Genomic DNA, 19,067 nt, shown 5'->3' on the forward strand with positions numbered 1-19,067 from the left:
GCACCGCTCCTGACCCGGGCCGGTTGCTTTCTTGGAAAAATTTTGGCTGATTGTTTACGGCCTGTTAACGCTGGTTCACATGTGGTACACAAGCCGTATACGGAGCGTGGCGGACGAGTCGCCCGACCAGGACGCGCGTAGATGTCCGGGTTCCGGACGGTGCCCCGCTGACCGGCGGTTATGCCCGGCGGTCGTACGGGGGTTTCCGCAGACGCCCGGATTCTGGACGAGGTCTTCCGCTGAGCGGACTGGCTCGCTACTGTCCCGGCCATATGAACGCCCCGTGGCAACGCCGCCGCGGAGCGCAGCCGGTGCCATGGCCAGCCGGCGGCCTCTCGGTGCGTCGCCGCTGGGACCGGTGCCGCGACTTCGGCGAGAGAGCCGCCGCCACTCACCAAGAGGAGAGGGCGTCGTGACCGCGGAGACATCCCAGACGCTCGACCGAGGACTGCGCGTCCTCAAGCTGCTCGCCGACACCGACCACGGCCTGACCGTCACCGAGTTGTCCAACAAACTCGGCGTCAACCGCACCGTGGTCTACCGTTTGCTCGCCACACTCGAACAGCACGCACTGGTACGCCGCGATCTCGGCGGCCGGGCCAGGGTGGGCCTGGGCGTGCTCCGACTGGGCCGTCAGGTGCACCCGCTCGTCAGGGAGGCCGCGCTGCCCGCGCTGCGTTCGCTGGCCGAGGACATAGGGGCCACCGCCCACCTCACGCTGGTCGACGGCACCGACGCCCTCGCCGTCGCGGTCGTCGAGCCCACCTGGACCGACTACCACGTGGCCTACCGCGCCGGCTTCCGGCACCCGCTGGACCGGGGAGCGGCCGGCCGGGCGATCCTCGCCGCCCGGCAGCAGACCGCGCCGGACCACCCCGGCTACACCCTCACGCACGGCGAGCTCGAAGCCGGCGCGAGCGGGGCGGCCGCGCCGCTCGTCGGGGTCTCGGGGGTGGAGGGCAGCGTCGGCGTGGTGATGCTCGCGGACGCCGTACCGGAAAGGGTGGGTCCTCGTGTGCTGGACGCCGCCCGGGAGGTGGCGGACGCCCTGCGGTGACGGGGTCCTGCCGTGCCCGCCCGGCGAGGGAGGACAGAGGCGGTGGAGGACAGAGGGGGGCAGATAGATTGGGCGGGTGCTCTCTCGTCTCTCGCGCCCCCGCGCTCTCGCCCTCTGCGCGCTGCCCGTCCTCGCGGTATTCGGTACGGCCGCCTTCGCACCGCTGCCGTTCACCCTGGCGGAGCCGGGGCTGACCGCGGACGTCCTCGGGAAGGACCAGGGGAAACCGGTGATCACCATCAAGGGCACGCCGACCCGGACCACCGACGGTCAGCTCCGGATGACCACGATCGTCGCGACCGGGCCGACCGCCGATGTCGGTATCGGTGACGTGATCGACAGCTGGTTCAGGACGGACCGGGCGGTCATGCCCCGCGACGCCGTCTACCCGACCGGCGGCTCCGAGAAGGAGATCGAGCGGCACAACCTCGAAGACATGAAGGAGTCGCAGGACGTCGCCGTCGACGCGGCCCTGACGTACCTCGGCAAGGCCCCCGGCTCCGTCGACGTCACCCTGAACCTCGCCGACGTGGGCGGGCCGAGCGCCGGGCTCTTCTTCTCGCTCGGCATCATCGACAAGCTGGAGGGCGACGGCTCCGGCGGCGATCTCACCGGCGGCCGCAACGTCGCCGGTACCGGCACGATCACCGCCGACGGCAAGGTCGGCGCCGTCGGCGGTGTGTCCCTGAAGACTCAGGCGGCCCGCCGGGACGGGGCCACGGTCTTCCTCGTGCCGAAGGCCGAGTGCAGGGAGGCCGAGGCGGAGCTGCCGAAGGGCCTGCGGCTGATCCCGGTCACGACGCTGAGCGGCGCGGTGTCCTCTCTGCGGGCGCTGGAGAAGGGGGGCGAGGTCCCGGCCTGCTGACGCCCTTCCGGGCGGCGGCTTCCGGCAGCTCCCTCGTACGGTCCGGCTCCTCCATCGTGCGCCAGGCGGGGAAGACCAGCGGGCTCAGCGTCGCCAGGAAGTACACCCCGCCCATCGCGAGCAGCGCTCCCGCCGCCCCCAGGCCCTCGACCAGCAGGCCGGCCGCCAGACCGCCCACCGGCATGGCGAGTTCACAGCCCGCGGTGAGCGCGCCGGAGACCCGGCTGCGCAGCTCCTCGGGGACGCGTTCGTACGTCATCGTGGTCAGGATCGGGTTCAGCATCCCGCCCGCCACCCCGCCCAGTGCCATCGTGACGGCCAGCGGCAGCGTCGTACTCGTGAGCGCGGCGACCGCGAACCGCGGTGCTCCGCACAGGATCACGCACACGGTGAACACCGTCCGCCGTGAGAAACGGTGCCCCACGGCCCCGTACAGCAGCGCTCCCGTCAGCCCGCCCGCACCGAACAGGGCGGTGAGCAGGCCGAGATCGGTGGACCCGCCCAGCTCGCCCTCGGCGTGCACCGGCAGCAGGACGGCGTTCCAGCCCTGGTCGGTGCCGTTCATGAACATCACCATGACCACGACGGCGAGCAGCAACCGGTTGCCCAGCAAGTAGGCGTATCCCTCGCGGAGTTCGGCACGGTACGCGCGCAGCGACACCGGGGCCGCGGCCTTGCGGGGTTCGGCCGCCCGGACCCCTCGTACCCCTGCCGCGACCAGCAGCGCGGACACGATGAACGTCGCCGCGTCCAGCAGGAGCACGGTCTCGGCGCCGACGAGCGAGATCAGCACACCGGCCAGCGCGGCCCCGACCATCCGGGCGCCGCGCGACACGGCGTCGAAGAGGCTGGCGGCGCGGGCGAGCGTGGTGCCCGCGTGCTCCGCGAGGTCGGGGACGAGGACGTAGCGTGCCGTGTTGCCCGGCGTGTGGACCAGGCCGTTGAGAGCCATCAGCGCACACAGCATCCAGAATTCGAGCGCTCCCGCGTAGTGGAGCAGCGGGATGGTGGCGATGGCCGTACCGCAGATGGCGTCCGAGGCGACGGAGACCCGGCGGCGGCCGATCCGGTCGATGACGGGACCGCCGATCAGCGCGGCGACGACGATCGGCAGGGTCGCGCAGAAGGCGACGACACCGGCCCGGCCCGCGCTGCCCGTGGTCTCCAGGACGAACCAGGGGACGCCGATGAGGGTGAGCGAAGTGCCCGCGGTGGATATGGAGTTGGCGGCGAGTACGGCGGTCAGTGGTGTGCGGTGGCCCATGGAATCCCCCCGGGTCGTGGTTATGCCGTGCGAGGCGCGCGCACTGCCGCGCGGGCGGGGCGCTCCTGGGTGAGTCGCAGGCCGAACTCGATGAGTGCCCAGCCCAGTTGGGTCCGCAGGTGCCTGGCCTCCGGTCGGATCTCCGCCGCCTCGTGACGCAGTTCGGCGGAGCGGTAGGTGTGTATCCGGAGGTGGATGTCGGGGTGCATGGCGGTGTTCCCTTCAGTCGGACGTGCGAGGGAAGGCGTGCAGGTGGAAGCGGACCTTGGCGGACCCCTCGGTGCCGGGGGCCACCTCCCGCTCCCGGTAGCTGTTGATCAGCTCGTGCACCTTGGAGTCCAGTTCCATGGCGAGTTCCGGCGTGAGCCGAAGCGTCCAGTCGCTGAGGTCGTGGGCGTCGGCCCAGTCCGGCCAGTCGCCCATGGTGCCGATGAACGTGTTGAGTTCCTGAGTGTGGAGGGAGGCGACCTCGTGGGTGAAGAGGTTCGCGGCGCCCCGCACTGTCGGGTCGTCGTTGGTGTGGAGCTCGGAGTTGAACCGGATGGACTCGTGGGCCGCCTGCCACCAGCGTTCACGCCCCTTGCCGTGCTCGGGGGCGTCCTCGACGAAGCCGTACGTGGCGAGCTGGCGCAGGTGGTAGCTGGTCGCCCCGCTGGACTCGCCCAGGATCGCGGCGAGTTGCGAGGCGGTGGCGGGGCCGTCGGCGCGCAGCTTGCTCAGCAGGCGGATGCGCAGGGGGTGGGCCAGCCCCCGCAGGGTGCGTGGGTCGAGCTCGTGGGTTCTGTCCTGCGGGATCTCGGGCATGGGCCTACCGTAGAGTCGCAAAGGAATCTTTGCAAGCATTTTTTGCAATGACTTCTTTGCAACTCTGCCTCCCTGCTCACCCCTTCGTGATCAGCCCCTCCTCGACCAGCCAGTCCTTCGCCACCTCGTGCGGGTCCTCCCCGTCCACGTCCACCTTGGCGTTGAGCACCTGTGCCACCTCCGTCGTCAGCTTCCTGCTGAGCGGGTCGAGCAGCTCCGCGATCTCCGGGTACTTCTCGAAGGTCGCCGTGTGGATGACCGGTGCCGCGTTGTAGTTGGGGAAGAAGTGCTTGTCGTCCTCCAGTACGTCCAGGTCCATCGCCCTGATCCGCCCGTCCGTGGTGAACACCTCACCGAGCAGACAGGAGTCGGACTTGGACACCTGGGTGTAGATGATCCCGGCGTCCATCTTCTGGATGCTGGCGGCCGGGATCGACATGCCGTACGCCTTCTCCATGCCCGGCAGGCCGTCGTCGCGCGAGGCGAACTCGTTCTCCACGCAGACCGTCACCGCGCCCGGGTCCTTCTTCGACAGCTCGGCGACGTCCGACAGCGTCCTGAGCCTGTACTTCGTGTTGTTCCTCTTGCTGATCGCCAGCGCGTAGGTGTTGTTGAGGGTGGACTGCGGCAGCCAGGTCACCCCGTTGCGGCGGTCCTGGTCGCGGACCGCCTCCCACTGCTTCAACGGGTCGACGATCGGCTTCGCACGGCCGAGGTAGGTGATCCAGGCCGTGCCCGTGTACTCGTACATCGCATCGGCGTCGCCCTGGATGATCGCCTCGCGCGCACTGATCGAGCCCGGCAGGTTCGTCCGGTCCAGGACCTCCGCACCAGCAGCCTTGAAGATCAGACCGATCATCTGGCCGAGGATGATGTTCTCGCTGAAGTTCTTCGAGGTGACGGTCAGGGATGCGCCCTTGAGCGGTTCGCCCGCCCCGACCGAGCCCGGTTCCACCTCGTCCACCATCGGCGAACCGCTCTTCAGCCCGCACCCGGCGAGTACCACGGACGCCACCACGATCCCTGCCAGCACGCTCCTCGCCCTGCGGCGGCCCACCATCACGGTGCCTCCAGTCCACGCGGCGTCAGCGACACCTCGACCAGCGACGCCATCCAGTCCACCAGCAGCGCGAGCACCACCGTGAGGACGGAGCCGAGCACCAGAACCGGCATCCGCTGGGTCTGGATGCCCGAGGTGATCAGGTCGCCCAGCCCGCCGCCGCCACCGAACGTGGCCAGCGTCGCCGTACCCACGTTGAGCACCAGAGCCGTCCGGACCCCCGCGAGGATCAGCGGCACGGCGAGCGGCAACTCGACCTTGGTCAGCGTGCCCACGCCCGACATCCCGATGCCGCGCGAGGCCTCGATCAGCGTCGGATCGATCGACCTGAGACCGGCGACCGTGTTGGAGAGCACCGGCAGCACGGCGTAGATCACCATCCCGACGATCGCCGTCGACGGGCCGATGCCCAGCCAGATCACCAGCAGCGCCAGCAGGCCGATCGCCGGGGTGGCCTGCCCGACGTTGGCGACGGCCGTGACCACCGGGGCGCCCTTGCGCAATCCGCGCCGGGTCAGTGCGATGCCGAGCGGGATCGCGATGATCAGCACCCAGAAGGTGGAGATCGCGGTCAGCCTGACGTGCTGCCACCACCGCAGCTGCACATTGCCGCCCGAGAGCGAGTTCTCCGCGATCGAGTCGAGAGAGACGTTGGTGATCCACACGTAGGTGAGGGCCAGGACCACCGCGAGGGCGAGCGGCACCACCACCAGCTTCTGCCAGGTGATCCGCCGCGCCGGTCCGGCCGGGGCGGGGACGGGATCTTCCTCCTCGTCACGGAAGGCATGGCCGTCGACGTCGTGCTCGCCGGGCGGCCGGGTCTCCGGCGCCCCGCGCCCCGGCGGAACCTGATGGCTGGGAGTCATGCGGAGGTGCCACCACCCTCCAGCTCCTGTTCGGTCCGGTGGGCCCGCAGCTCCTCCAGATCGTGTTCGTGCTCGATCGCGGTGAGCCGGTCGGCCTCCAGGAGCTCCTGCACGGAGTTCATGAGAGTCACCATGTCGACGACACCGATGAACTCACCGCGCCGCCCCGTCACCGCCACCCGGCCGCCGCTGTCGATCAGCACCGCCTCCAGCGCGTCGTGCAGCGTCGCGTCCCGCGTCACCGTGTCGTGCACCAGCTGCCCTGCGCGGGCCAGGGACCCGCGGGCCCGCATCAGGTCACCGCGCCGCAGCCACTTGTACGGGCGGTTCCTGCGGTCCAGCATCAGCAGCTCGGTGTGCGGGCCGCCGCGCAGCTTGTTGAAGATCGACTGGAGCGGGTCGTCGACCGTCACGGTGGGGAAGTCCGCGATGCCCACGTCCCGTACGCGCGTGAGGTTGAGCCGCTTCAGGGCCGCGCCCGCGCCCACGAAGCCGGAGACGAAGTCGTCCGTCGGATTGGTCAGGATCGCCTCGGGTGTGTCGAACTGGGCGATGTGCGAACGCTCCCGCAGCACCGCGATCCGGTCGCCCAGCTTGATCGCCTCGTCGAAGTCGTGCGTGACGAACACGATCGTCTTGTGGAGCTCGTGCTGGAGCCGGATCAGCTCGTCCTGGAGGTGGTCACGGGTGATCGGGTCGACGGCGCCGAACGGCTCGTCCATCAGCAGCACCGGCGGATCGGCGGCCAGCGCCCTCGCCACCCCCACCCGCTGCTGCTGACCACCCGACAGCTGGCGGGGATAGCGCCCGTGGAACTCCCTGGGGTCGAGACCGACCAGGTCGAGCATCTCCTCCACCCGGTCCTTCACCCGCGACTTCGACCAGCCGACCATCTTCGGTACGAGCGCGATGTTCTCCGCGACCGTCATGTGCGGGAAGAGGCCGGACGACTGGATCGCGTACCCGACCTTGCGGCGGAGCTTCACCGGGTCGATGTCGGTGACGTCCTCGTCATTGATCCTGATCCGCCCGGACGTCGGCTCGATCAGCCGGTTGATCATCTTCAGGGTGGTGGACTTCCCGCAGCCGGAGGGCCCCACGAAGACGACCGTCTCACCGGCCTTGATCTCCATCGAGACGTTGTCCACGGCGGGGCTGGGATTGCCGGGATAGGTCTTGGTCAGGTTCTCCAGCTGGATCGTGGCGCCGGACGTCGCCGTCCTGCCGGCTTCGGCATCGGTCGCGGTCTCAGACACGGATACCCCTAGGAATGGTCAGCCGCCCGAGCAGGACGTACGCGGCGTCGAAGAGCAGGGCGAGGATGACGATGCCGAGCGTGCCGGCGAGGACCTGGTTGATCGCGTTGGCGCTGCCCAGCGAGGCGATCCCGCGGAAGATCTCGTTGCCGAGGCCGGGGCCCGAGGCGTACGCGGCGATGGCGGCGATCCCCATCAGCATCTGCGTGGAGACCCGGATACCGGTCAGGATCGGCGGCCAGGCGAGCGGCAGCTCCACCTTCCACAGCCGTGCGATGCGTGACATCCCGATGCCCGTCGCCGCGTCGACGAGGGACGGATCGACGCCGCGCAGCCCGACGATGGAGTTACGGACGACGGGCAGCAGCCCGTACAGGGTGAGCACGATGACGGTGGGCGGCACACCCAGTCCCACCAGCGGGATCAGGAGACCGATCGCGGCGAGGGAGGGGATGGTGAGGACCGTCGCCGTGGAGGTGATGGCCAGGGACCCGCCCCAGCCGCTCCGATAGCTGACCACACCGATCAGGATGCCCAGCGCGGTGGCGATGACCATGCACTGGAAGACCGCGCTGACGTGCTGGAACGCGTCGGTGAGCAGTTGCTGGTGCCGATTGCCCAGGTACTCCCAGAAGCTCACCCGTCACTCCCCGGTTTCAGTCGGTGTCCTCCGCGGCCTGCTCCACCAGCGGGATGATGCGGAGCGGGACCGGGTTCTCCATGACGATCGCCGTGGAGGCCCGGACAATGCCATCAAATCCGACAACAAGGTCGATCACCCGCTGGAGATCCGCGTTCGAGCGGGCGACGAGCCGGCACAGCATGTCCCCGTGCCCGGTCGTGGTGTGCAGCTCCAGCACCTCGGGAACGCTGCCCAAATGGGCCCGGACATCCGCCCCTTGGCCCTGTTTGATCTCCAGCGTGGCGAAGGCGGTGACCGGGTAGCCGAGCGCCGCCGGGTCCACTTCCGGGCCGAAGCCGCGAATTACCCCGTTCGCCTGAAGGCGGTCCATCCGGGCCTGCACGGTCCCGCGCGCCACCCCGAGACGCCGTGACGCCTCCAGCACCCCGATGCGGGGCTCCCGGGCCAGCAGCACGATGAGCCGTCCGTCCAGTCGGTCGATCGCCATGGTGTGAGCCTCCGCAGGGGTCGAGTGGGCGATGGTCATCATGTACAGATGACCGCCGCCGACGGCACCCCCACTGCGCAGATTGCCCAGTCGGATCGCGAACTATTGCGCACCTTGCGAAGCGGGGAGAACCTTCGGATATGACTGAGACTCTGCACACCACCCCCGACACCGCACGGCAGGCCGACCCCTTCCCGGTCAAGGGAATGGACGCGGTCGTCTTCGCCGTGGGCAACGCCAAGCAGGCGGCGCACTACTACTCGACGGCGTTCGGCATGAAGCTCGTCGCCTACTCCGGACCGGAGAACGGCAGCCGCGAGACCGCGAGTTACGTCCTCACCAACGGCGGGGCCCGCTTCGTCCTGACCTCGGTCATCAAGGCGTCCACCGACCACGGACGCTTCCTCGCCGAGCACGTCGCCGAGCACGGTGACGGCGTCGTCGACCTGGCCATCGAGGTCCCGGACGCGCGCGCCGCGTACGCCTACGCGGTGGAGCACGGCGCCCGTGGCATCACCGAGCCGTACGAGGTCAAGGACGAGCACGGCACGGTCGTGCTGGCCGCCATCGCGACGTACGGCAAGACCCGCCACACCCTCGTCGAGCGCACCGGCTACGACGGCCCGTACCTGCCGGGCTTCGCCGCCGCGGACCCGATCGTCGAGCCGCCGGCCAAGCGCACCTTCCAGGCCATCGACCACTGCGTGGGCAACGTCGAGCTCGGCCGGATGAACGAGTGGGTGGCCTTCTACAACAAGGTCATGGGCTTCACGAACATGAAGGAGTTCGTGGGCGACGACATCGCGACCGAGTACTCCGCCCTGATGTCGAAGGTCGTCGCGGACGGCACGCTGAAGGTCAAGTTCCCGATCAACGAGCCCGCGATCGCGAAGAAGAAGTCGCAGATCGACGAGTACCTGGAGTTCTACGGCGGCGCGGGCGTCCAGCACATCGCGCTGGCCACGAACGACATCGTCGCCACGGTCCGCTCGATGCGCGCGGCGGGCGTGTCCTTCCTGGACACCCCCGACTCGTACTACGACACGCTCGGCGACTGGGCCGGCGAGACCCGCGTCCCGGTCGAGACCCTGCGCGAGCTGAAGATCCTGGTCGACCGCGACGAGGACGGCTACCTGCTCCAGATCTTCACCAAGCCGGTCCAGGACCGCCCGACGGTCTTCTTCGAGATGATCGAGCGCCACGGCTCGATGGGCTTCGGCAAGGGCAACTTCAAGGCCCTGTTCGAGGCGATCGAGCGCGAACAGGAGAAGCGCGGCAACCTCTAGGCCGTGCGCGGCCCCCGCGGGGGCCGCACACCTCCCCTGCGTCTAGGCGCTCGCCGAAGGGCGGGCCGGGCTCTTGGCCGGGGCCGCCGGCTTCGAGGGCCCGGGCGTCTTCGAGGGTTCCGGTTCCGGCGTCTTCGAAGGAGCGGGGGCGGACTCCGTGGGCTCGGGCTCCGGCTCGGGCTCGGGTTCCTGCGACGGGGCCGGGGCGGGCTGCATGTCCTGCGGGCCGCCCTCCGCCGGGGCGCCCAGGGCGTTCAGGGCGTTCTCCGCCAGGGGCGCGGCCAGCGGGGAGAAGGACGGGTTGGTGCGCAGGGCCTCCTCCAGGTGGCGGCGGGCACCGCCGTACTGGGCCAGCTCCCGTTCGATCACGCCCAGGTGGTACGCGTACGAGGCGTTCCTGACACCCGTCTCCATGGCCCTGCGGGCGTACTCCAGGGCCTGTTCCGAGTCGCCCGCGCGGTGCAGCGCCCAGCCCAGGGCATCGGCCACCGCCGCGCTGCGGTGCTGGCCGGACCACTCGGTGCGCAGCAGCTCCACCGCCTTGGCCGGGTCGCCGTGGTCCGTCTCCAGGCGGGCCAGGACCAGGTTCTCGTTCACCCGGGCGGCCTTGGCCCGGGCCACCATCTCGCGCAGCTTCGTGTACTGGGTGAGGGCGTCGCCGTCGAAGCCCAAGGACTCGTACAGCTCGCCCAGTTCGAGGACGTACTCCGGGCGGGGGAGCTTCGCCACCGCCGTCTGGTAGGCGGACAGCGCCTCGTCCGTGCGGTCCAGGGCCACCAGCGCCCGCGCCCGGCCCGCGTGCGAGGCGTGGTGGCCGCTGTCGGTGCGCAGGGCCGCGTCGTACTGGGCCACGGCCTCGCCCGGCTCGCCGCGCTCCCAGGCCAGATCGCCCAGCCGGTGCAGGGCGTCCGCCTTCTCCGCCGGGGTGGTCGCCCGGTCCGCCGCCTCGCGGGCGGTGGCGAGCGCGTCCTCGCGCCAGCCCCTGTCGCGGTACATCTGGGCCGTCCGGGCCAGGGCGGGCACCCCCTGGCGGAGCTGACCGAACTTCTCCGTCGCCGCGCCGGCCGCCTTGTAGTCGCCCAGACCGTTGTAGGCGTCGATCAGGACCTCGTACGTCCGCCAGGACTTCGGCTCCCGCGCCCGTACCGTCTCGCCCCACTTCTTCGCCGCGAGGAAGTCGTGCCGGGCGTTGGCGAGCGCCGCCAGGCCCACCCACGCCTCCCCGTTCCCGCGCTCGCCGGGCTGCGCGGCCAGCGAGCGCCGGAGCGCCTGTTCCGCCTGGGTGTAGTGCGTCGCGTCGGAGGTGCGCCGCCCCCACTCCACGTACGCCGAACCGAGCACCGCCCACTGCGGCGCGTCCTTCGGATGCTCGGCCACCCACTTCCGCCGGTCCCCGATCAGCGCCGTGAGGTCCGGGAGCGCGGCGGGGGAGCCGGCGGTCGTCGCCTTCTGGGCCCGTTCGACCGCGCCGGGCACGCGGGGCCCGGCGCCGCTCCGGTTCTCCGGCACGGCCACCACCGCCCCCGTCACGAGCACGGCAGCCGCCACCGCGCCGAACGCGGCTCTGCGCAGGGTCGTACGCAGCGTGGGGGGAGGCGGTGCGACGGCTGTGGCGCCCTCCGGCGGGAGCGCGGTCCCGCCCGGCGGGGAGGCATGGGGCTCGGGCGGCTGACGGGATTCCGGGTCCTGCTGCGGCATGGCATCCATACCGATCACTCTGCGTCAGTACGAAGAGCACACCGCGCCTTGCGAACGCTGCCGCAGACGGGTTCACACCATTGGCCCCGGGTGTCAGTCTTGGATCATGGACGATCTTCTCGAACAGCTGCGTGCCGGTCTGCCCGCCGAGGCGCTGATCACCGATCCCGACGTCACCGCCGCGTACGCCCACGACATGGCGAGCTTCTGCGACGCGGGCACGCCCGCGGTCGTCGTGCTCCCGCGCACGGTCGAGCAGGTCCAGCACGTCATGCGCACGGCGACAGCACTGCGCGTCCCGGTCGTCCCGCAGGGCGCGCGCACGGGCCTGTCGGGGGCGGCCAACGCCTCCGAGGGCTGCATCGTGCTCTCCCTGGTGAAGATGGACCGGATTCTGGAGATCAGCCCGGTCGACCGGATCGCCGTCGTCGAGCCGGGCGTCGTCAACGCCGTTCTGTCACGCGCCGTGAACGAGCACGGCCTGTACTATCCGCCGGACCCCTCCAGCTGGGAGATGTGCACCATCGGGGGGAACATCGGCACCGCCTCCGGCGGGCTGTGCTGTGTGAAGTACGGGGTCACCGCCGAGTACGTGCTCGGCCTGGACGTCGTCCTCGCCGACGGGCGCCTGCTCACCACGGGCCGCCGCACCGCCAAGGGCGTCGCCGGATACGACCTCACCCGGCTCTTCGTCGGCTCCGAGGGCAGCCTCGGGATCGTGGTCAAGGCCGTCCTCGCGCTGAAGCCGCAGCCGCCGCAGCAGCTCGCCCTGGTCGCGGAGTTCGCCTCCGCGGCAGCCGCCTGCGACGCTGTCTGCCGGATCATGGAACGCGGCCACACCCCGTCACTCCTCGAACTGATGGACCGTACGACGGTCCGCGCGGTGAACGCGATGGCCGCCATGGGCCTCCCCGAAACCACCGAGGCGCTGTTGCTCTGCGCCTTCGACACCCCGGACCCGGCCGCCGACCTCGCCGCCGTCGGGGAGCTCTGCACCGCCGCGGGAGCCACCGAGGTGGTCCCGGCCGAGGACGCCGCCGAGTCGGAGATGCTCCTCCAGGCCCGCCGGATGTCGCTCACCGCCCTGGAGACCATCAAGTCCGCCACGATGATCGACGACGTGTGCGTACCGCGCTCGAAGCTCGGCGCGATGCTCGACGGGACCGCCGCCATCGCCGAGAAGTACGGCCTCACCATCGGCGTCTGCGCCCATGCCGGTGACGGCAACACCCACCCCGTCGTCTGCTTCGACCACACCGACGCCGACGAGTCCCGCCGGGCCCGCGAGTCCTTCGACGAGATCATGGCCCTCGGCCTCGAACTGGGCGGCACCATCACCGGCGAGCACGGCGTCGGCGTGCTGAAGAAGGAGTGGCTCGCCAGGGAACTGGGGGAGGTCGGCGTCGAGTTGCAGCGCGGCATCAAGGCCGCGTTCGACCCGCTGGGGCTCCTCAACCCGGGCAAGCTCTTCTGATCCCCGTCCCGTCACACCTCACCGTCCTGGGACGGGGACTCGTCCGAGGACCACGGGTCGCTCAGCCACAGGTCGTCGGCGGGCAGCGGGGCGAGCAGCTCGGCGAGCGCCTCGTCCAGGCCGAGCCGCTCGCTCTCGGTCCCGGGCGGCACCACCCGCAGCGTCCGCTCCACCCAGGCGGCCACCGCGGCGGACGGCACCTCCAGCAGGGCGTTGCCGTCGGGCGATGTCAGGGCGACGCAGATGACGTTGCGTTCGTCGATCTTCGTCGGCCAGATCCGTACGTCCCCGTGTCCGCACGGCCGGAACACGCCCTCCACCAGCAGCTCCCGCGCGAACGTCCAGTGCACGGGGGTGTCGGAGCCGATGTGGAACGTGATGTGCACGGCGTACGGGTCCGTGGTGCGGTAGCTCAGCCGGGCGGGGACGGGGATGGAGCGCTCGGGGGACAGGACAAGCTTCAGTTCCAGCTCGCGTTCCACGACGTTCAGCATGAGAGTGCACGACCTTCCGGTGCTCGGAGGCCGGTCCCGTGACCGGCCCGCACAAGGAGAGAGCGCCCTCCCTGCCACCTATTACGCGACTTCTCAAAAAAACTTCAGCCGTGCCCGTAAGAAGGTCCAAACGCCGGGACCGGCCCGGGGGTGGGCGGCCGTCTGATAGATGTGGACCCTTGTACGGACGGTCTGAGACCTCGAAGAGATACGGGACCACGGTGATGAGCGCGCCAACCCCGGCACCCGGTGACGACAGCCCCCGCGAGGGGTACTACCCCGACCCCTCCATTCCCGGGTACGTCCGGTACTGGAACGGCGCGTCGTGGGTTCCCGGTACGAGTCGGCCGGCGCCGCAGCACGGTGAGACGGCCCCGGCGCCGCCGCCCGCCGAGACGGCTGCCGAACCGGGGCAGCGGGCGGCCTCGGTGGAGGAGACCGGACCGGTCTTCTTCGACGAGGTCGACGACGTCGACGAAGTCCACGGAACCGGGGGCGAAACGGGGCCCGGTGGGCGGCCGGCCGCCGCAGGCCCTTCCGGGCCGGCGCCCGCCTGGCAGGCCGACACCTCCCGCCAGACCGGCTTCGGCGGAGACCGGGACCGCCGCGTCTCCTGGGGTGGCGGACAGGGCGCCCCCGACGACAGCACTCCCGCGGACGGGGCGCCGGACGGACGTACCCCCGACCGCGCCCCGGTCAACCGTGAACCCGCCGACCCCCGTCGGCCCGCGGCGCAGGACCCGACCGGCGGTGCGCTGCCCGGTATGCGGGACCGCGGCACCCCCGTCCCCGACGGCACGACGGCCATCCGGTCCGACCGTCCCGCAGCGGACGCGGGGCGCCCGCCGGCCGACGGGACGGTCACGATCCGCGCCACGGGAAGCCAGGGACGAAGCCGGGGCGGCCAGGGAAGCCAGGGCGGCGGCGCCGGGCCGAACCGGCCGCACGGCAACGGGCCCGCGCCTGCCGACGGGACGATGACGATCCGCGCGGTGGGCCCCGGCGCCACCCCGCAGACCGCCGCACCCGCACAGCGGCAGGGCCCGCCCGAGGCGGCGCAGCCCCCGCAGGTCCACCACCAGGCCCCCGCACCGGCCCCCGCACCGGCCCCCGCACCGGCCCCCGCCCCCGTGCCCCCGGCGCTCCACACGCCCCTCACCCCCGGCCCCGGCGGCGGCTCCGCCTCCTGGGCCCAGCAGGTCCACCAGCTCGCCCAGCCCGAGCAGGCGGCCCGCCCACCGCAGCAACACCAGCCCCACCAGCAGCAGCACCAGCCCCAGCAGGCACACCAGGGCCCCCGGTCCGACCAGCCCGTCGTGCCCTGGAAGCCGCCCGTCGACGACCACTTCCAGCAGCTCGCCCGCGCCCAGACCTCGGCCAGGCCCGCCGGGCTCGGCAAGCGGCTCGCCGCCCGGCTGCTGGACACCGTCGTGCTCGGCGCGGTCGTCGGCGCGGCCGGCTTCCCGCTCGTCACCCAGGCCATGGACCACATCGACGGGAAGATCGAAGCCGCCAAGCAGTCCGGCGAGACGGTCACCGTCTGGCTGGTGGACTCCACGACGGCCGGCCTGTTCGGCGGGGTGCTCGGCGCCTTCCTCGTACTCGGCTTCCTCCTTGAGGCGCTGCCCACCGCCAAGTGGGGACGCACGCTCGGCAAGAAGCTCTGCGGCCTGGAGGTGCGCGACATCGAGTCCCACGGCCCGCCCACCGTGGGGGCCGCGCTGCGCCGCTGGCTCGTCTACGGCGTGCTCGGCATCCTCGTCGTCGGGGTGCTCAATGTGCTGTGGTGTCTGATCGACCGTCCGTGGCGTCAGTGCTGGCACGACAAGGCGGCCCGCACCTTCGTCGCGGGCTGACGCCCCGTCGCGCGCCCTTCGTCCCGCCCTTCCCCCGAACGCACCTGAGCCGTTGCGGGCGGGGGTGGGCCGGGGTGCACTGCCCCCATGAGTAACGACCAGCCGACGCCCGGCCAGCCGCCCGAGGACGACGATCCGTTCCTCAAGAAGCCGCAGGAGCCGACGCCGCCGTCCGGGGGTTCCCCCTACGGCAGTGTGCCGCCCCCGCCGCCTCCGCCGCCGCCGTACGATCCGGGCCAGTACGGCGGTCAGTACGGTGGGGTCGACCCGCTGGCAGGTATGCCGCCGCTCGCCGAACCGGGCAAGCGGATCCTGGCGCGCCTGATCGACTTCCTCATCATCTCGATCCCGCTGTATCTGATCTCGCTGCCCTTCGGGGGCGCGGTCGACGTCACGAACGACAGCGGTGACGAGGACTTCTCCTCGGCCATCAGCAATTCGTACACCGGGCACCAGCTGCTCTGGTCACTGATCGGTCTCGTGGCCTACGTCGCGTACGACACCTATCTGACCAAGAAGGACGGCCGGACGATCGGGAAGCGGCTGCTGAAGCTGCGCGTGGCGATGCTCAACGACGGCAGGGTGCCGGACACCAGCGCCGCGCTGATGCGCGCGGTCGTGCTGTGGCTTCCGGCGCTGCTGTGCTGTCCCTGCCTGTGGTGGCTGATCAACATCGTGCTGATGTTCACGGACAAGCCCTACCGGCAGGGTCTCCAGGACAAGGCGGCCAAGACGGTCGTGGTTTCCGTCTCGTAGCTCCGGGTCGCCACGCCCTCGTGCTCACGCCACGCCCTCGTGCTCACGGCGCGGCCGGCGTACTCAGCGGCGCAGCGAGTGTTCCTCGACCCGTTCGGCGGAGCGGGCCGCGGGGACCTTCGCCGCGCTTCCGTGGAATGTCTGTCGCGTACGGACTGCGGCCGACGGTGTCGCCGCCCCGTTCGGCCGCGCCGCCCTGGTGCGCTTCGGCAGGGGCACGGCCAGGGCCACCAGGAGGCCGAGCGCGAGCGCGGCGGTACAGACGACGGCCACGCCGACGACCGAACTCGTGCGGGAGACCAGCAGCATGGCGAGGGCCGAGAAGACGACGGTGACCGAACCGTAGGAGAGCTGTGCGGCAGTTGGATGCGGCATGGCGATATCCGTCCTCGGGACGTCGATGGGGGCAGTCTCTCAACACGGTCGCACTGTCAAGCGACTCTACGACGGTGGATGCCCGAGTGGAACGGGTAGTAAGCGTGACCTAACCCACGGTGCCGATGCACGGGGGGCGCACTGGGTCACGTTCCTCGCAACAGGGCGGAACAACGCGCCCGTTGACGTCCGGTGAACGTCCGGATACCGGAAAGGGTCTCCTGCATAGTGCACTTGGCCTGTTCAAGTCAAGATCTGTCTTTTCTTCCGTAACTCCGATCGAATGTCGTCACTTGTGACGCGTTTACGCGCGCGGCCGGTCAGTAACCCCCAGGCCGCGGACGCGGGCGCTGGGGAGGACTGCATCAAGTGACCACTAAGAGACGTGCGCTCCGCGCCACCGCGGTTGCCGTGGCCTTGGCCGCGAGCGCCGCGACGGCTTCGGCTTTCGCCACCGCCCAGGCAGACGACCAGACGTCGGGCTCCGGTGCTTCCCTCGTCGACCGCCGTGACCCGGCGGCTCCGGCGAAGGGGCACGACCACGACCTGGAGGGACCCTTCAGCGAGCAGCAGGACGCACAGCGTCAGGCCGCCCTGGAGCAGGTCATCTCCGGCGAGAAGAAGGTCGCGAACCGCGGCGGTTCCAAGGTCGTCAAGCTCGACGACAAGAAGTACGTCGAGCTCGGCCGCGAGAAGACCGACAAGATCTTCACCATCCTGGTGGAGTTCGGCGACCAGGTCGACAACACCACCATGTTCGACCCGGACGGCGACGGCCCCAAGCCGCCCGTCAAGAAGTTCGGTGGCACGCCCGGCCCGGCGCACAACCAGATAGCCGAGCCCGACCCGGCGAAGGACAACAGCACCGCCTGGAAGGCCGACTACAACCAGGCCCACTTCCAGGAGCTGTACTTCGGCGAGGGCAAGGGCGTCGACTCGCTCAAGACCTACTACGAGAAGACCTCCTCCGGCCGCTACTCGGTCGACGGCGAGGTCTCGGACTGGGTCAAGGTCCCGTACAACGAGGCCCGTTACGGCTCCAACTACTGCGGCAGCACCAACTGCGCCAACGTCTGGGACACCGTCCGCGACGGCGTGAACGCGTGGGTCGCGGACCAGAAGGCCAAGGGCCGCACGCTCGACGAGATCAAGGCGGACCTGGCGCAGTACGACCAGTGGGACCGTTACGACTTCGACGGTGACGGCAACTTCAACGAGTCCGACGGCTACATCGACCACTTCCAGCTGGTCCACGCCGGCGAGGACGAGTCGGCGGGCGGCGGTGCCCAGGGCACCGACGCGCTGTGGGCGCACCGCTGGTACGCGTACGGCACCAACGCCGGTGCGACCGGCCCGGCCAACAACAAGGCCGGTGGCGCGCAGATCGGTGACACGGGCATCTGGGTCGGTGACTACACCGCGCAGCCCGAGAACGGCGGCCTGGGCGTCTTCGCCCACGAGTACGCGCACGACCTCGGCCTCCCGGACCTGTACGACACCTCCGGCGGCGGCGAGAACTCGGTCGGCTTCTGGTCCCTGATGTCGGCGGGCTCCTGGCTCGGCACCGGCAAGGGCGAGATCGGCAACCTGCCGGGCGACATGACCGCCTGGGACAAGCTCCAGCTGGGCTGGCTCGACTACGACGTCGCCAAGGCGGGCAAGCGCTCGCTGCACAAGCTGGGCGTGTCCGCGTACAACACCAAGGACAAGCAGGCGCTCGTCGTCGAGCTCCCGGACAAGGCCGTCACCACCTCTGTCACCAAGCCCGCCGAGGGCTCGAAGCAGTGGTGGAGCGACATGGGCGACGACCTGTCGAACACCCTGACCCGCTCGGTCGACCTCACCGGCAAGTCCGCCGCGTCGCTGGACCTTTCGGGCTGGTACGACATCGAGGCCGACTACGACTACCTCTACACCGAGGTGTCCGAGAACGGCGGCGCCAGCTGGACCGCGCTCGACGGCACGGCCGACGGCAAGGCGATCCCGCGCGACGCCAGCGACAAGCCGGCGCTCACCGACGTCTCGGGCGCGTACAAGAAGCTCTCGTACTCCCTGAACGCCTACGCGGGCAAGAAGATCGACCTCCGCTTCCGCTACCAGACGGACGGCGGCGCGGGCGGCAAGGGCTTCACGGCCGACGCCATCACGGTGACCGCCGACGGTGCCGCGCTCTTCACGGACAACGCCGAGGGCGACGACAACGGCTGGACCGTCAAGGGCTTCTCGCGGATCGGTGAGTCGTTCACGAACGACTACCCGCAGTACTACATCGCCGAGAACCGCCAGTACGTGTCGTACGACAAGACCCTCAAGGTCGGCCCGTACAACTTCGGCTTCTCGACGACCCGTCCCGACTGGGTCGAGCACTACCCCTACCAGAACGGTCTGATGGTGTGGCTCTGGGACAAGTCCCAGAAGGACAACAACACCTCCCAGCACCACGGCCAGGGTCTGATCCTTCCGGTCGACTCCCACGCCAAGCCGATGAAGTGGGCCAACGGCTCGCTGCTGCGCAACAAGATCCAGCCGTTCGACGCGCCGTTCAGCTGGCAGCAGACCGACGGTTTCACGCTCCACAACGCCGACGTGCCGCTGCGCATCAAGCCGTCGCGCGGTGTCCCGGTCTTCGACGACCGCAAGGGCACGTACTGGTACGCGGAGAACCCGACGGGAAGTGTCAAGGTCGCTGACACCAACACCCGGATCTCGATCGTCAGCGAGCCGCGCAGCGGCTCGACGATGACCGTCCTGGTTGGTCCGTCGACCAAGTAATCCGTAACACAGCAGGTCAAACCATGATCGGCCGTCGCCCTCTAGCGGGCGGCG

18 protein-coding genes are annotated in these 19,067 nt (G+C 70.3%); 7 read left to right on the plus strand and 11 right to left on the minus strand.

Going from position 1 to position 19,067, the window contains the following annotated elements; genetic code table 11:
* Nucleotides 1-412 precede the first annotated feature (412 nt).
* Nucleotides 413-1,057 (plus strand): IclR family transcriptional regulator, encoded by a 645-nt coding sequence (locus tag AC07FA_RS00440; RefSeq protein WP_479072464.1) that lies wholly within the window; start codon nucleotides 413-415, stop codon nucleotides 1,055-1,057.
* Nucleotides 1,058-1,133: 76 nt separating this feature from the next.
* On the plus strand, nucleotides 1,134-1,922 hold the full coding sequence (locus AC07FA_RS00445; RefSeq protein ID WP_479072465.1) for a S16 family serine protease: 789 nt from the start codon (nucleotides 1,134-1,136) through the stop codon (nucleotides 1,920-1,922).
* Here AC07FA_RS00445 and AC07FA_RS00450 read toward each other — a convergent pair.
* The 8 genes from AC07FA_RS00450 to AC07FA_RS00485 form a co-directional block, all read right to left on the minus strand.
* Nucleotides 1,852-3,186, minus strand: coding sequence for an MFS transporter (locus AC07FA_RS00450; RefSeq protein ID WP_479072466.1), 1,335 nt, complete (start codon nucleotides 3,184-3,186; stop codon nucleotides 1,852-1,854). The genes AC07FA_RS00445 and AC07FA_RS00450 overlap by 71 nt on opposite strands.
* Before the next feature lie 20 nt (nucleotides 3,187-3,206).
* A complete protein-coding gene (locus AC07FA_RS00455) occupies nucleotides 3,207-3,395 on the minus strand; it encodes a hypothetical protein (protein WP_479072467.1) in 189 nt (62 codons plus the stop codon).
* A 13-nt stretch (nucleotides 3,396-3,408) separates the two neighbouring features.
* A complete protein-coding gene (locus AC07FA_RS00460; RefSeq protein ID WP_479072468.1) occupies nucleotides 3,409-3,990 on the minus strand; it encodes an ArsR/SmtB family transcription factor in 582 nt (193 codons plus the stop codon).
* Between the two features lie 76 nt (nucleotides 3,991-4,066).
* Complete coding sequence (locus AC07FA_RS00465; protein ID WP_479073401.1) at nucleotides 4,067-5,050, minus strand: glycine betaine ABC transporter substrate-binding protein; 984 nt, start codon at nucleotides 5,048-5,050, stop codon at nucleotides 4,067-4,069.
* Nucleotides 5,050-5,916, minus strand: coding sequence for an ABC transporter permease (locus tag AC07FA_RS00470; protein WP_479072469.1), 867 nt, complete (start codon nucleotides 5,914-5,916; stop codon nucleotides 5,050-5,052). Before AC07FA_RS00470 ends, AC07FA_RS00465 begins: the two co-directional genes overlap by 1 nt.
* Nucleotides 5,913-7,172, minus strand: a complete 1,260-nt coding sequence (locus tag AC07FA_RS00475) for a betaine/proline/choline family ABC transporter ATP-binding protein (RefSeq protein WP_479072470.1) — start codon at nucleotides 7,170-7,172, stop codon at nucleotides 5,913-5,915. The genes AC07FA_RS00470 and AC07FA_RS00475 overlap by 4 nt, the downstream gene beginning before the upstream one ends.
* A complete protein-coding gene (locus AC07FA_RS00480; RefSeq protein ID WP_479072471.1) occupies nucleotides 7,165-7,812 on the minus strand; it encodes an ABC transporter permease in 648 nt (215 codons plus the stop codon). Before AC07FA_RS00480 ends, AC07FA_RS00475 begins: the two co-directional genes overlap by 8 nt.
* Nucleotides 7,813-7,828: 16 nt before the next feature.
* Nucleotides 7,829-8,302, minus strand: coding sequence for an Lrp/AsnC family transcriptional regulator (locus AC07FA_RS00485; protein WP_479072472.1), 474 nt, complete (start codon nucleotides 8,300-8,302; stop codon nucleotides 7,829-7,831).
* Between the two features lie 140 nt (nucleotides 8,303-8,442).
* On the opposite strand from AC07FA_RS00485, the gene hppD reads away from it, so the two are divergent.
* Nucleotides 8,443-9,588, plus strand: a complete 1,146-nt coding sequence (hppD, locus tag AC07FA_RS00490) for a 4-hydroxyphenylpyruvate dioxygenase (RefSeq protein ID WP_479072473.1) — start codon at nucleotides 8,443-8,445, stop codon at nucleotides 9,586-9,588.
* Between the two features lie 42 nt (nucleotides 9,589-9,630).
* Here hppD and AC07FA_RS00495 read toward each other — a convergent pair whose 3' ends face one another.
* On the minus strand, nucleotides 9,631-11,295 hold the full coding sequence (locus AC07FA_RS00495) for a tetratricopeptide repeat protein (RefSeq protein WP_479072474.1): 1,665 nt from the start codon (nucleotides 11,293-11,295) through the stop codon (nucleotides 9,631-9,633).
* A gap of 97 nt (nucleotides 11,296-11,392) precedes the next feature.
* Between AC07FA_RS00495 and AC07FA_RS00500 the strand changes: the two genes are divergently transcribed.
* A complete protein-coding gene (locus AC07FA_RS00500) occupies nucleotides 11,393-12,760 on the plus strand; it encodes an FAD-binding oxidoreductase (RefSeq protein ID WP_479072475.1) in 1,368 nt (455 codons plus the stop codon).
* A gap of 11 nt (nucleotides 12,761-12,771) precedes the next feature.
* Here AC07FA_RS00500 and AC07FA_RS00505 read toward each other — a convergent pair whose 3' ends face one another.
* Nucleotides 12,772-13,254, minus strand: a complete 483-nt coding sequence (locus AC07FA_RS00505) for an SsgA family sporulation/cell division regulator (protein WP_479072476.1) — start codon at nucleotides 13,252-13,254, stop codon at nucleotides 12,772-12,774.
* Nucleotides 13,255-13,478: 224 nt separating this feature from the next.
* Between AC07FA_RS00505 and AC07FA_RS00510 the strand changes: the two genes are divergently transcribed.
* Both AC07FA_RS00510 and AC07FA_RS00515 read left to right on the plus strand, forming a co-directional pair.
* On the plus strand, nucleotides 13,479-15,110 hold the full coding sequence (locus AC07FA_RS00510) for an RDD family protein (protein ID WP_479072477.1): 1,632 nt from the start codon (nucleotides 13,479-13,481) through the stop codon (nucleotides 15,108-15,110).
* Between the two features lie 87 nt (nucleotides 15,111-15,197).
* The gene (locus AC07FA_RS00515; protein WP_479072478.1) at nucleotides 15,198-15,866 is read left to right on the plus strand and encodes an RDD family protein; all 669 of its coding nucleotides are present in this window, start codon (nucleotides 15,198-15,200) and stop codon (nucleotides 15,864-15,866) included.
* Between the two features lie 63 nt (nucleotides 15,867-15,929).
* On the opposite strand, the gene AC07FA_RS00520 is transcribed toward AC07FA_RS00515, so the two are convergent.
* Nucleotides 15,930-16,241, minus strand: a complete 312-nt coding sequence (locus tag AC07FA_RS00520; protein ID WP_479072479.1) for a hypothetical protein — start codon at nucleotides 16,239-16,241, stop codon at nucleotides 15,930-15,932.
* A 369-nt stretch (nucleotides 16,242-16,610) separates the two neighbouring features.
* Between AC07FA_RS00520 and AC07FA_RS00525 the strand changes: the two genes are divergently transcribed.
* Complete coding sequence (locus AC07FA_RS00525) at nucleotides 16,611-19,013, plus strand: immune inhibitor A domain-containing protein (protein ID WP_479072480.1); 2,403 nt, start codon at nucleotides 16,611-16,613, stop codon at nucleotides 19,011-19,013.
* Nucleotides 19,014-19,067: the final 54 nt, after the last annotated feature.

The sequence above is a fragment of the Streptomyces sp. NPDC045968 genome (genome assembly GCF_056430475.1).

What these genes read in the sequence shown, in the direction of transcription:
- AC07FA_RS00450 (WP_479072466.1), bottom strand. Translation starts at nt 3,186, where the DNA reads ATGGGCCACCGCACACCACTGACCGCCGTACTCGCCGCCAACTCCATA.
- AC07FA_RS00455 (WP_479072467.1), bottom strand. Translation starts at nt 3,395, where the DNA reads ATGCACCCCGACATCCACCTCCGGATACACACCTACCGCTCCGCCGAA.
- AC07FA_RS00460 (WP_479072468.1), bottom strand. Translation starts at nt 3,990, where the DNA reads ATGCCCGAGATCCCGCAGGACAGAACCCACGAGCTCGACCCACGCACC.
- AC07FA_RS00465 (WP_479073401.1), bottom strand. Translation starts at nt 5,050, where the DNA reads ATGGTGGGCCGCCGCAGGGCGAGGAGCGTGCTGGCAGGGATCGTGGTG.
- AC07FA_RS00470 (WP_479072469.1), bottom strand. Translation starts at nt 5,916, where the DNA reads ATGACTCCCAGCCATCAGGTTCCGCCGGGGCGCGGGGCGCCGGAGACC.
- AC07FA_RS00485 (WP_479072472.1), bottom strand. Translation starts at nt 8,302, where the DNA reads ATGGCGATCGACCGACTGGACGGACGGCTCATCGTGCTGCTGGCCCGG.
- hppD (WP_479072473.1), top strand. Translation starts at nt 8,443, where the DNA reads ATGACTGAGACTCTGCACACCACCCCCGACACCGCACGGCAGGCCGAC.
- AC07FA_RS00495 (WP_479072474.1), bottom strand. Translation starts at nt 11,295, where the DNA reads ATGGATGCCATGCCGCAGCAGGACCCGGAATCCCGTCAGCCGCCCGAG.
- AC07FA_RS00500 (WP_479072475.1), top strand. Translation starts at nt 11,393, where the DNA reads ATGGACGATCTTCTCGAACAGCTGCGTGCCGGTCTGCCCGCCGAGGCG.
- AC07FA_RS00505 (WP_479072476.1), bottom strand. Translation starts at nt 13,254, where the DNA reads ATGCTGAACGTCGTGGAACGCGAGCTGGAACTGAAGCTTGTCCTGTCC.
- AC07FA_RS00510 (WP_479072477.1), top strand. Translation starts at nt 13,479, where the DNA reads ATGAGCGCGCCAACCCCGGCACCCGGTGACGACAGCCCCCGCGAGGGG.
- AC07FA_RS00515 (WP_479072478.1), top strand. Translation starts at nt 15,198, where the DNA reads ATGAGTAACGACCAGCCGACGCCCGGCCAGCCGCCCGAGGACGACGAT.
- AC07FA_RS00520 (WP_479072479.1), bottom strand. Translation starts at nt 16,241, where the DNA reads ATGCCGCATCCAACTGCCGCACAGCTCTCCTACGGTTCGGTCACCGTC.